10 protein-coding genes are annotated in these 12720 nt (G+C 33.2%); 8 read left to right on the forward strand and 2 right to left on the reverse strand.

Annotated elements, in window-relative coordinates:
- Positions 1–6 precede the first annotated feature (6 nt).
- Positions 7–450 carry an RrF2 family transcriptional regulator gene (locus tag HMPREF0389_RS02515; RefSeq protein WP_014262159.1) on the reverse strand — a complete coding sequence of 148 codons (444 nt, stop codon included), beginning with the start codon at positions 448–450 and terminating at the stop codon, positions 7–9.
- A gap of 312 nt (positions 451–762) precedes the next feature.
- On the opposite strand from HMPREF0389_RS02515, the gene HMPREF0389_RS02520 reads away from it, so the two are divergent.
- From HMPREF0389_RS02520 to HMPREF0389_RS02550, 7 genes are all read left to right on the forward strand, one after another.
- Positions 763–1110, forward strand: coding sequence for a YraN family protein (locus HMPREF0389_RS02520; protein WP_014262160.1), 348 nt, complete (start codon positions 763–765; stop codon positions 1108–1110).
- 85 nt (positions 1111–1195) lie between these two features.
- Positions 1196–2719 carry a YifB family Mg chelatase-like AAA ATPase gene (locus HMPREF0389_RS02525; RefSeq protein ID WP_014262161.1) on the forward strand — a complete coding sequence of 508 codons (1524 nt, stop codon included), beginning with the start codon at positions 1196–1198 and terminating at the stop codon, positions 2717–2719.
- Between the two features lie 5 nt (positions 2720–2724).
- Positions 2725–3807 carry a DNA-processing protein DprA gene (gene dprA / locus HMPREF0389_RS02530; RefSeq protein ID WP_014262162.1) on the forward strand — a complete coding sequence of 361 codons (1083 nt, stop codon included), beginning with the start codon at positions 2725–2727 and terminating at the stop codon, positions 3805–3807.
- Between the two features lie 329 nt (positions 3808–4136).
- Positions 4137–6206, forward strand: coding sequence for a type I DNA topoisomerase (gene topA, locus HMPREF0389_RS02535; protein WP_014262163.1), 2070 nt, complete (start codon positions 4137–4139; stop codon positions 6204–6206).
- 174 nt (positions 6207–6380) lie between these two features.
- A complete protein-coding gene (gene codY, locus HMPREF0389_RS02540; RefSeq protein WP_014262164.1) occupies positions 6381–7163 on the forward strand; it encodes a GTP-sensing pleiotropic transcriptional regulator CodY in 783 nt (260 codons plus the stop codon).
- 267 nt (positions 7164–7430) lie between these two features.
- Positions 7431–8693, forward strand: coding sequence for a replication-associated recombination protein A (locus tag HMPREF0389_RS02545; RefSeq protein ID WP_014262165.1), 1263 nt, complete (start codon positions 7431–7433; stop codon positions 8691–8693).
- 26 nt (positions 8694–8719) lie between these two features.
- Positions 8720–10186 (forward strand): aminoacyl-histidine dipeptidase, encoded by a 1467-nt coding sequence (locus tag HMPREF0389_RS02550; RefSeq protein WP_014262166.1) that lies wholly within the window; start codon positions 8720–8722, stop codon positions 10184–10186.
- A 408-nt stretch (positions 10187–10594) separates the two neighbouring features.
- Here HMPREF0389_RS02550 and truA read toward each other — a convergent pair whose 3' ends face one another.
- Positions 10595–11329 (reverse strand): tRNA pseudouridine(38-40) synthase TruA, encoded by a 735-nt coding sequence (gene truA, locus HMPREF0389_RS02555; protein WP_014262167.1) that lies wholly within the window; start codon positions 11327–11329, stop codon positions 10595–10597.
- Positions 11330–11627: 298 nt separating this feature from the next.
- Here truA and HMPREF0389_RS02560 point away from each other — a divergent pair, with 298 nt between their 5' ends.
- Positions 11628–12662, forward strand: coding sequence for an FAD:protein FMN transferase (locus HMPREF0389_RS02560; protein WP_014262168.1), 1035 nt, complete (start codon positions 11628–11630; stop codon positions 12660–12662).
- Positions 12663–12720 lie beyond the last annotated feature (58 nt).

A 12720-nucleotide genomic window follows, 5' to 3' on the forward strand; every position in this document is an offset into this window, starting at 1 on the left:
TCCTCCTCAACCATTTAAAATACTGTCTGACTTGATTAGCTTATGCTCTATCACCATGTCATACAATGTAATATTATCAATGACATCATCTACACTGTCTTTAATTTTTTTCCAGACAGCTCTGGTAGGACAATCTTTTCCGGAGATACAAGGCCCCACCTCTTCCAACAGACACATAGAAGGTGCAATCGGACCGTCTAAAACTCTAATAATATCACCTACTGTGATTTCTTTAGAAGAACGACTCAGTACATAACCACCTTGCGCCCCTCGCACACTATTGACCAAACCTGACTTTTTCAATTTGGAAAATATTTGCTCTAAATATTGTTCTGAAAGATTATTGTTAGATGCTATCGCCTTTAATGAAATGGGTTCATGCAAATCTTCATAAACAGCCAGATCGTACATGGCTTTTAATCCATACCGTCCCTTTGTCGATAGTTTCATTCTATCATCCCTCAATTCCTACTATAATAGTATGTTTTTATTATAGTGATATGTTTACCCATTGTCAATGTTTTCTATCATTTTTTCTCAATTAATATTACTATTTGATAATGAATGAACTTTAAGTAAATACAAGCCTGATTAAATATCTTTCAAAAACATTCTACCCTTTTTTCCAATTTTTCTAACTGACATAAGACAATTACGATATAAGTTTTTCTATTTGTATTCTTGTTTTTTTATGTTATGATTGAAAGAAAAGGCATCTATCGTCATTTTTTTGTACTTAAGATATAATAAAGAGGTGTCTGTATGAAAAATACAAAACAATTAGGAAACTTTGGAGAAACAGAAGCATCAAACTATCTGAAAAGCAAGAGATATGTTATTCTTGACAGAAATTTTAGAATCCGGCAGGGAGAAATTGACATCATCGCATTACAACAAAACATTCTGTGTTTCATTGAAGTAAAAACCAGAAAAAATTCAGATTTCGGTCTTGCTTGTGAAGCGGTAAATTATAAAAAACAACAAAAGATTCGATTTGTTGCCTCAGTATATCTCAGCACACATAAAATAAAGTACAAAGAAATTCGTTTTGATGTAATAGAAATATACACCGATACACAAGAAATTATTCATTTAGAAAACACTTTTTAAATTTATACATAATTATAAAATATATTTTCATCAAATTATCATTATACTTGTAATTAAAAAAAATAACTTAATTAAGGAGGATATAATGTTTTTCAAAAGTTTGAGTTCCGGAATAGAAGGAATTGAGGGTTATATTGTAAATGTAGAAGCAGATGTATCAAAAGGAATTCCCAACTTTACCATGGTCGGCCTGCCCGATACTGCAGTAAAAGAGTCGAAAGAACGCATCCATTCTGCTATTCTTAACAGCGGATTAAAATTTCCGAACAAAAAAATCGTTATCAATCTATCTCCTTCCAGTGTAAAAAAAGAAGGTTCTCACTATGATTTGCCAATCGCACTCAGTATCTTAAGCAGTGAATACCGTTTTTTGGAAGAACGGTTTGCAAACACCATGTTCTTTGGAGAACTTTCGTTAGACGGTACATTGCAAAAAGTAAACGGAACCATTCCTTTTATTATTGCAGCAAGAGAATGTCCTTCTGTAAATTCTGTGATTTTTCCAAAAGAAAACAGTATGGAAGCTCAAGTTGTAAAGGATATCAAGTTGCTGACAGCATCTTCGTTAAATGAAATCGTATCCTATCTGATGGGAGTGGATGAATTGGAAGAAGTATCTCCTATTTCATTTAATCCATCTTTTCAAAATGAGTATGATTTTTCAGATGTAAAAGGAAATTTAATTGCAAAGAGAAGTGCAGAAATTTCAGCTGCAGGATATCACAACATGTTGTTCATCGGTCCTCCGGGTTCAGGAAAATCTATGATTGCAAAAAGGCTCCCTTCAATTATGAATCCTCTTAATGAAGAAGAATACATACAGGTAAGCAAAATATACAGCAGTACAGGAAAATTTAACAAAAATTTACTGAATCGTGTAAGACCGTTTCGCTCTCCTCATCACACCGCTACTATGAAATCTATCATCGGCGGAGGACAAAATTCGACTCCCGGAGAAGTTGTATTAGCTCATAAGGGGATTCTGTTTATTGACGAGTTGCTGGAATTTGAGAAAAAAACCTTAGAAGCTCTTAGACAACCTATTGAGGATAAATATGTCAACATCAGTCGCATTAAAAACAGCTATCAATATCCTTGTGATTTTATACTGGTGGCAGCAACCAATCCTTGTCCGTGTGGAAATTATCTCAATCCTTTCAAAGAATGTGTTTGCACAGAATATCAAATCAGAAATTATTTAGGTAGAGCCTCTGCACCTTTGTTAGATCGCTTTGATTTGTTTACAGAAATGACTCCTATTGAGTTTGATGAACTTCATACAACTATTGCATCTGAATCCAGTGAAGAAATTTATAAAAGGGTATATTCTGCAATTGAAATTCAAAAAGAACGATTTAAAAAAGAAGATTTTTGTTACAATGCTCTCATTCCTGCAAAATATATTTCTAAATATTGTCATCTTGGAAAAACAGAGTCTGATTTCATTCGAACCGCTTTCGAAAAATTTTCTTTTTCTTTGCGAAGTTATCACAAAGTCCTTCGTGTTGCAAGAACAATAGCTGATTTGGATCAGGAAGATTCTATTTCTATTGTTCACTTATCAGAAGCAGTATCATTTCGAAAAGCTCTGTTAAAATATTGGGGGTAATTTTTATGTTCAATATATTTTTAATTTTCAGCATTGCGACCATCTCAGCAGAACAATTCCAATATATTTTGAATGAAGTCGGAAGTATTGATGATATACAGTTATTGACTCAGGCATCTATTCGTGAGCTAAAAAGTGTTTCTCAAAAAAAGAAATCTGATATTGAATCTGCTTTTGAAAAATATGAAGATTTTGTCAAAGAACTGCAAGTACAAGAAATTGAATATATCACTATCGCTATGCAAAATTATCCCACAGCATTAAAAGAACTGTATGATTTTCCGTATATCTTGTATTTCAAAGGTAATTTATCTCTACTACAACAATTTTCAATTGGCATTATCGGTAGCAGAAAACCGGATGCTTACGGTGTTTTCTGTGCAGACTTCTTTGGCAAAATATTGGCAGAAAACGGAATCATAACAGTCAGCGGAATGGCACATGGAATTGACGGAATATCCCAAAAATCAACTGTGAACTACGGCGGAAAAACAATTGCCGTACTGGGTTCATCTCTTAACGAAAAATCCATTTATCCAAAAACAAACTTATCTCTGTACCACAGAATACTTAATAACGGAGGGTTGATTTTATCTGAATATCATCACCGTGAATCTACCCTACCTTACAAATTCGTTGCAAGAAATCGCATTATTTCTGCAATTTGCTCAGGACTTATTGTGGTGGAAGCAAACTTTAAAAGCGGAACGATGACAACGGTTGAATTTGCACTGGAACTTGGAAAAACTATATTTTCTGTTCCCGGAAACATCAATTCCTCCAATAGCAACGGTACAAATCAATTGATAAAAAACGGAGCGAAAATAGTAACTTGCTTTGAAGATATTCTGGAAGAATTTCCGAATATTACTCCACTATGCTCCGCTCTGTCTAAATCATCTAACTTGTCCGAAGCGGAACAGAACATCTTATCTTTATTAGAAAAGAAGTCTCCCATTTATATAGATGAAATCGCATACACTCTTCAACTTCAGATAAAAGAAGTTTCCTCTATTCTTTCCATTTTAGAAATAAAAGGTTTTGTTCTTGAAATGGGAAATAATTTATACAGTTTAACTTCAATCTGATTTTAATTTTGTATAAAATTTGTATAGAAAAGAAGAGGATGTAACATTTTTTATCTCATATGATTCTATTTTCTTATCTTCTGTTGAAAATTCATGTAAGTATTGATATTCCAATTAATTAAATTTATAAACAATCATTTTGAACAGATGTGTTTCTCTGCAAAAAGATAACCTCTATTTGCTGTACTAATAATTTACAAATAAATTGCACTATTGCAAAAATAACTTTTTCGTATATAATACACAATTGAAAAGACGATAAAAAGCATTTTTTATATGTAATAATAATTCAAGAATCATTACGATTATAATAGAGAAAGGGATTTTATATGGCAAAAAATCTGGTAATTGTAGAATCTCCTGCAAAAGCAAAAACAATTGAAAAATTTTTAGGAAAGAAAAATTATACAGTAAAAGCCTCTGTCGGACATATCCGTGATTTGCCAAAAAGCAAGCTTGGTGTTGATGTGGAACAAAACTTCGAACCACAATATATTACAATTCGAGGAAAAGGCGATATTGTCAAGGATTTGAAAAAAGAAGCAAAAAAAGCTGATTTTGTCTATCTAGCAACTGACCAGGATCGTGAAGGAGAGGCAATTTCATGGCACTTAGCATACTTGCTGGATTTAGATATTAATGATAATAATCGTATTACCTTTAATGAAATCACAAAAGATGCCATCAAAAAAGCAATCAAATCGCCACGAAAAATAGATTTGGACTTGGTAGATGCACAACAAGCACGTCGTATCATTGACAGATTAGTGGGATACAAAATAAGTCCTATTCTTTGGATAAAAGTTAGAAAAGGGCTAAGTGCGGGTAGAGTACAAAGTGTAAGTACAAGATTGATTGTAGAAAGAGAAGAAGAAATTCGTGCCTTTACTCCTGAAGAATACTGGACAATCGATGCCACTGTAACGGGAGAAGATAAAAGGAAAGCAGTATTCAAACTAACTGAAAAAAACAATAAGAAAATTGAGCTGCATTCAGAAGAAGAAACAAAGTTAGTATTAAAAGATTTGCACAAAAAAGATATGCTGATTGATAAGATTGATTCCAAGGAAAAAAAACGTTCCGCTCCTAAACCATTTACAACCAGTTTGTTGCAACAAGAAGCAGGAAATAAAATTTCTTTCAGTAGTAAACGAACTATGAGTGCGGCACAACAATTATATGAAGGTGTAACTGTTAAAGGAGAAGGAACTGTCGGATTAATCACCTATATCCGTACTGACTCTCAGCGTATTTCAGAAGAAGCGCTAGCCTCTTCAAAAAAATACATTGAGGAAACTTTCGGAAAAAATTACTACCAAAAATATAGTTCTCCAAAGAAAAAAAATTCTTCTATCCAAGATGCCCATGAATGTATTCGACCTACTTCTATTTATCGAACCCCGGAATCCGTCAAAGATTCTCTTACAACAGATCAATATAAATTGTACAAACTTATTTGGGAAAGGTTTGTTGCAGCTTCTATGAGTTCAGCAATCTTTCACACTGACACCGTCTTAGGCTCTATTGATGATTATCAATTCAAGGTTTCCGGAAGCACATTAGTATTTGATGGATTTTTAAAGGTATATTCTTACTCCAAGGCAGAGGAACAGGAAATCCCAAACTTTGTCGAAAAACAATATTATAAAGTGAATAAACTTACAGATAAACAACACTTTACACAACCACCTGCAAGATATACCGAAGCAACCTTGATTAAAACACTGGAAGAATTGGGTATTGGTAGACCAAGCACCTACTCACCGACAATTTCTACCATATTGCAAAGAGAATATGTGAAAAAAGAAAAGAACTTCCTTATCCCAACAGAACTTGGTGAGATTGTAACTTCCATTATGAAAGAAAACTTCAAAAATATCGTAGATGTTGATTTTACTGCTGATATGGAAAAACAACTTGACTCCGTAGAAGAAGGAACGCTTCCTTGGAAGTCAGTAGTTGAAAAAATATACACTCCACTCATAGAGGATGTTACCGTTGCCGAAGAGAATTTAGAAAAAGTTCTACTGCAAGAGAAAACAGACGAAAAATGCCCTGTATGCAATGAAGAAATGGTAGTAAAATATGGAAGGTTCGGAAAATTCCTCGCTTGCAAAAATTATCCTGAATGTACCGGAACAAAACCTTATCTTGAGAAGATTGGGATGCCTTGCCCTGATTGTGAAGATGGAGAAGTAATCATACGACGCAGCAAAAAAGGACGAATCTTCTATGGATGTAGTAACTTCCCAAATTGCAGTTTTGTGTCTTGGAATCGTCCTACCGGAAAAAAATGTCCGGAATGTCAAGAAAATTTAGTAGAAAAAGTAACTAAAAAAGGAACACAAATTGTGTGTTCTTCCAAAACATGTTCTTATAAAGAAGAGGTCAAACAATAGGTTTCTTTTGTCACAATTTAAGTTTATTTAAATAATAATTTATAATTGTCAAATAATATTGAATATTCTTTTGAAATATGTTATTATAGTTTTGAATTTTTATAGTTTACATGTATTTTGAAAAATTTTATTTTTCATTTTTTCTTAATTATATACTTATGAGGTGATTTATTTATGTCAAGTGTTCTTCTACAAAAGACAAGAACAATTAATAAGTTCTTACAAAATTCAGGGAATAAACCTGTGTCTTTCTCCGTATTAAGCGATACTTTGAATGAAGTTTTAAGTTCTAATGTTTATATTTTAAGTTCCAAGGGAAAGGTGTTAGGCTCTTCTTTCACTCATGAAGCAGACAGTTCTATCGTCCTTGATGAAAATTCCGGAGAAGAAAAACTTCCTCAGGATTATATTGATAATGTCAATAAGGCATCAGAAACTATTGCCAATCTAACCAAAGAATCTTTGCTTTCCGTATTCAAAGGCGATATCGGCAGCTATAATAAATATGCAACCATCGTTCCTATTGTAGGCGGTGGAGATCGATTGGGAACCTTGATTCTTTCTCGTTACGACAAAGAGTTTAGTGATGACGACTTAATTCTGGCTGAATACAGTGCTACCGTTGTCGGAATGGAAATTCTAAGATCTAAAAGTGAAGAGATTGAGGAAGAAATGAGAAACAAAGCAGTTGTTCAGATGGCAATCGGAACACTTTCCTATTCCGAATTGGAAGCTGTAATCCATATCTTCAATGAACTGAACGGTTCGGAAGGTTTATTGGTTGCAAGCAAGGTTGCAGATCGTGCAGGTATTACTCGTTCCGTTATTGTGAATGCACTGAGAAAATTTGAAAGTGCAGGTGTCATCGAATCTCGTTCTTTGGGTATGAAGGGAACTCACATCAAAGTATTGAATGATAAACTTCTGGATGAATTAAAAAAACACGGCATTAATTAATTCAAATGATTAAAAGAGCTTATATACACTTGTATCGAGCTCTTTTTCAGTTATATAGAAACTTTCACAAAACACTTTTACAAATACTCTTAATCTAGTACTCAAATACCAATCTCAATTCAAAAAAGTTAATCTAAAATAGATTTAATATGATATCATTAAGTTAGAAAATAAAAAACAGTGCAAGACTACTCTTGCAAAATTGATACTTTTTTTAGATTAAATTATAGTGCGGTTTTTAAATATGTGATGATAGAAAGGTTTTTTATGAATACTCCATTTGCAGAAATTGTTCGTCCCCACTCTATAGAACAGGTAGTCGGACAAAGTCACATTATTGGAAAAAATAAGTTAATCAACCGATTGATTGAACAAAAACAAATGATAAATTTAATTTTCTACGGTCCTCCCGGAACCGGAAAAACTACAGTTGCAGAAATTTTGGCAAAAAACAGCGACCTATCTTATTACAAATTAAATGCAACCTATTCAAAGACACAAGATATACGAGATATCGCAGAAAACATCAATACTTTTTCCGGAATAAACGGAATTTTAATCTATATTGATGAAATTCAAAATTTCAATAAAAAGCAACAACAGCTCTTGCTGGAATATATTGAAAAAGGACAAATTATTCTTATTGCAAGCACTACAGAAAATCCATACCACCAAATCTATAAGTCGTTATTAAGTCGATGTACTGTCATTGAGTTTTTTTCATTGGATGACAGAGCAATCAGAGAAGGAATATATCATGCTCTTGAAAATTTACAAAATAACGGCTATACCATTCAATACGAGGACTCTGTCCTTAACATGCTTGTTGTGTTTTCTTCCGGAGACCTAAGAAAAGGGTTGAATACACTTGGAACAATGGTACAACTGTATAGTGAAAACAACGAACTTTCTATCACCAAAGAACTGATAGAAACAGTTGCAACTTCAAAAGCTTTGCTCTATGATAAAAATTCTGATGAACACTATGACTTGTTGAGCGCTTTACAAAAATCTATTCGAGGGAGCGATGTAAATGCAGCATTGCATTATTTAGCCCGACTTCTGGAAAGTGGAGACATCATCTCTCCTTCAAGAAGATTGCTTGTCATGGCTTCGGAAGACATCGGCATGGCGTATCCTCAAGCAATTTCTATCGTAAAAAGTTGTATTGACAGTGCATTTTACTTGGGACTTCCGGAAGCCAGGCTTCCTTTGGCTCAAGCTACTATTTTATTGGCAACTTCGCCAAAATCTAATTCCGGCATTGTTGCAATCGATTCTGCCATTTCCGATTTGAAAACAGTTTCAACTTACGATATTCCTTTACACCTGAAAGATAGTCATTATGTCGGTGCCGAACATTTAAACAGGGGAATCGGATATTTATATCCGCATGATTTTGAAAATTCTTATGTAAAACAACAATATTTACCTGACACGTTAAAAGATACAGTATACTATCATCCCAAAAATAATAAAATGGAAAATATGATTCAAGAACATTTTAAAAAGATACTACCCAAAAAATAAAAAATGATACCAAAGGAGAGATTGTTATGGCTATTATAAACTTCGAACCAAAAAGAGTATTTCATTATTTTGAAGAAATCTCTAAAATTCCGAGAGAATCACATCATGAAGAAAAGATTAGTAACTATTTAGTCGAATTTGCAAAGAAACATGATTTTTCTTACACACAAGATGAATTTTACAATGTAATTATTCATAAACCAGCAACATCCGGATATGAAGATTGTGCTACTGTAATGTTGCAAGGACATATGGATATGGTATGTGAGAAGGAAGAAGATTCTACACATAACTTTGATACCGATCCAATTGAACTGCATGTGGACGGAGATTTTATCAAAGCAAACAGAACTACTTTAGGTGCAGATAACGGTATTGCTGTTGCAATGACTCTCGCTATTTTGGATTCACATGATATCGCACATCCAAACTTAGAAGCAGTCTTTACGGTACAAGAAGAAACCGGACTTGTAGGCGCCACCCACTTAGATACTTCTACCCTGAAAGCAAAATACCTTATCAATATCGATTCTGAAGAAGAAGGTGAATTATTGACAAGTTGTTCCGGTGGTGTTCGAACAAAAGTGTCTCTTCCGACACAATGGACATTTATCGACGGCGATTATATCGCTTGTGAAGTAAGTATAAGCGATTTAAAAGGCGGACATTCCGGAAGTGAAATTCATCGCGGAAGAGCAAACGCCATTATCTTACTTGGAAGAATGTTGCATGAAATATCTAAAACAATACCGATGGAAATATTTGAAATCTCAGGTGGAACAAAAATGAATGCAATTCCTCGTTCTTCTCGTGCAATAGTTGCAATCAATCCTTCTCATCATAAAAAATTAAAACAAGAAATTTCCAAATGGCATGATATTTTCAAAAATGAATTGGTAAATATAGAAGACGATTTCAATGTAAATGTAACAGAACCTATAGAACATAATTCTCCTTTTGTATTTAGTGAAAACACAAAGAATTCTACTTTAGAATTACTGTCGGTAATGCCAAACGGAGTACAATCAATGAGTTTCATTGTGGAAGATTTGGTGGAATCCTCTCTTAACTTGGGTGTTTTGACATCGAGTGACCAATCAATCACATTCGAATCCTCTATTCGTAGCTCTGTTACCACAAAAAAAGAAATGTTGTTGGAAAAACTTATCATACTCTCAAAAAAATATGGTGCTACCCTGGAAAGTTCAGGTGACTATCCGGCATGGCCTCCTCAATTACATTCTGATTTAAAAGATTTATTCCTTGAAACTTATAAAGAAACATTTGATACAGAAATGCATGCTTACGCACTCCATGCAGGTGTAGAATGTGGAATCTTCAAAGAAAAAATGCCATCTTTGGATATTGTTTCTTTTGGGCCAAATATGTATGATGTCCATACGCCAAGAGAAAGACTGTCCATCTCATCAACAGAACGGTCTTATCGCTTGCTTATGAATATCCTAAAAAATAGCAAAAAATTAAAGAAATAAAAAATCAAATTTCAGAAATTATTCAAAAACAAACACCTTGCATCAGTTTGAATATCATCCTATTCTTCTGATAACAAGGTGTTTGTTTATTCAATTGCTACTTATTCTGTAATGTTTCGGTATTCTTAAGCATCCTTTTTATACTATTATCTATTAGAACTGACAGGTTGAATGCTTTGAAATATATTATTCTCCAAATTATTTTTCAGCAATTGTACATTCTGCATACCAGGCATTTTAAACAGAAAATAGTATTAGCTATTCCTCCAACACATGATTTATATTTTTATTCCCTTGTATCAAATTTGCTTTCCGGAAATATTTATTGAGTTTCTTAGAATTCAAAATACCACTTTACTTTGTTGAAGATTTTTTAGCTCTTCAACAAATATTGGAAACCCTTAAACTTTAGTCATATTCTACTTTTTCCATAAACAACCCACATGCGGGCGCAGTCGGTCCGGCATTCTCTCTTTGCTTGGTATTAAGTATATCAACTATAGAATAATCTTTCCCTTTTCCTATCTCAATAAGTGTTCCTGCAATAATTCTAACCATATTGTACAAAAATCCGTTTCCGATGATATGAATTTCCGCGATATTGTTAATACAATTTATTTCTAAAGAATATATTGTCCTCACCGTTGTTTTTACAGAAGAGCCTTCACTTTGAAATGCAGCAAAGTCATGTTCCCCCATCAAAAATTTTGATTGTTCTTTCATCTTGGACAAATCCAACTCTTTTCCGACAAAATAAGAACGATTTTTTTCAAAAGGACTCTCTATCTCATTCATATTAATACGATAACAATAAGTTTTCTTTTTTGAAGAATATCTTGCATGAAAAGAATCTTCCACCGCTTTGCTTTCTATAATACGAATGTCATCCGGCAAATAATAATTGATAGCATACTTTATCTTTTCAACCGGAATAGTTGTATCTATTACAAAATTTGCAACTTGCCCCAATGCATGTACTCCACTATCCGTTCTCCCTGAACCGGTAAGATTTACCTGTTTGCCTGTCACTTCACAAATTGCCCTCTCTATTTCTTGCTGGATAGATTTTCCGTTATTCTGTTTTTGCCATCCACAATAATTAGTTCCAATGTATTGTATTTTAAGTAAAATATTTTGATTCATTATTTCTATCAAATCCTATTCTTCATTTCACAAACTCTGTTTTAAAAGTAAAAATTTCATATTTATGATTATAACATACTGCACAGTATTTTTATCTTCAAAAATCTCTATAAAACTCAACGAACCCTTTTTATGATGACAAAAAACAATATTGATATAAAACTATAATTTGTTACTCTTTATAATTATTATTTTTCCAATCATTCATGATAAAATAAACTATAGCATATTTATATTGCTTATTTGAACAATCTATGCTATAAATGAGAATAGTTTTATATATCATTTGGAGGGAATCATGAAAAAATCTTATTATATTTTAATGATGGCAACAACATTGCTAATAACACTTCTGTCAGGCTGTAGCAAGGAAGAATCAAAGCCGCTCAGCCAATCGGAATTTTATATGGATACACTTTGCACAATTACTATTTATGAGAATAAACCTGACATTCTAAAACAATCCATGACTATGATTCAAGACATTGAAAATCGGATGAGTAATGTTATCACGGCAAGTGAAGTATCCAAAATAAATGAACAAGCCGGCATCTCTCCGGTAAAGGTATCTTCTGACACTTTTTACGTCATAGAGCGGGCACTGTATTATTCCAAGCTAAGCAACGGAAAATTTGATGTTTCTGTTGCTCCGTTGGTAAATTTATGGAATATCAGTACAGACAATCCTAAAGTTCCATCCGAAAAAGAAATCAATGAGGTACTTCCTTTTATTAATTATAAAAATATTGTACTTGACAAAGAACAAAAAACTGTATTCCTAACAGAAAAAACTATGAAAATTGACCTTGGAGGTATTGCAAAAGGATATGCTGCAGACGCTATTGCGAGCTATTTTGAAAAGGAAGATATTTCCGGTGCAATTATTAATTTGGGTGGGAATATTCTTGTTTTTGGACAAAAACAAGATGGTTCTCCGTGGAAAGTCGGAATTCAAGATCCTACCACCAAACAAGAATCTCCTATTGCAGCCATACCTATAGAAAAAACAACTGCAATTGTAACTTCCGGTATCTATCAAAGATTCTTTGAAAAAGACGGCAAACTGTATCATCATATCTTGAATCCTACAACAGGATACCCTTATGATAATTCTCTGATTTCAGTTACTGTCATTACTGATAATTCTACAGATGCAGATGCTTTGGCAACAACACTCTTCTCGCTTGGATTGGAAGAAGGACTAAGCATTGTCAACCAACTTCCAAACAGAGTGGAAGCTGTATTCATTGACAGTGAGAATAATATCTATCTATCAAACGGTTTAAAAAATAGATTTGAAATTATAGATGAAAAATTCAAAGTCATTGAATGATAACTTCTCAGTTTTTTAATACTAATTACTGATTAAAATGATAATAAGAATCTGCTTT

The organism is Filifactor alocis ATCC 35896, assembly GCF_000163895.2.
Lineage (GTDB): Bacteria > Bacillota > Clostridia > Peptostreptococcales > Filifactoraceae > Filifactor > Filifactor alocis.

Bases quoted from the DNA above. Each gene is read 5' to 3' on its own strand.
- HMPREF0389_RS02515 (WP_014262159.1), bottom strand. From the start codon at position 450: ATGAAACTATCGACAAAGGGACGGTATGGATTAAAAGCCATGTACGAT.
- topA (WP_014262163.1), top strand. From the start codon at position 4,137: ATGGCAAAAAATCTGGTAATTGTAGAATCTCCTGCAAAAGCAAAAACA.
- HMPREF0389_RS02550 (WP_014262166.1), top strand. From the start codon at position 8,720: ATGGCTATTATAAACTTCGAACCAAAAAGAGTATTTCATTATTTTGAA.
- HMPREF0389_RS02560 (WP_014262168.1), top strand. From the start codon at position 11,628: ATGAAAAAATCTTATTATATTTTAATGATGGCAACAACATTGCTAATA.
- truA (WP_014262167.1), bottom strand. From the start codon at position 11,329: ATGAATCAAAATATTTTACTTAAAATACAATACATTGGAACTAATTAT.
- HMPREF0389_RS02520 (WP_014262160.1), top strand. From the start codon at position 763: ATGAAAAATACAAAACAATTAGGAAACTTTGGAGAAACAGAAGCATCA.
- HMPREF0389_RS02545 (WP_014262165.1), top strand. From the start codon at position 7,431: ATGAATACTCCATTTGCAGAAATTGTTCGTCCCCACTCTATAGAACAG.
- codY (WP_014262164.1), top strand. From the start codon at position 6,381: ATGTCAAGTGTTCTTCTACAAAAGACAAGAACAATTAATAAGTTCTTA.
- HMPREF0389_RS02525 (WP_014262161.1), top strand. From the start codon at position 1,196: ATGTTTTTCAAAAGTTTGAGTTCCGGAATAGAAGGAATTGAGGGTTAT.
- dprA (WP_014262162.1), top strand. From the start codon at position 2,725: ATGTTCAATATATTTTTAATTTTCAGCATTGCGACCATCTCAGCAGAA.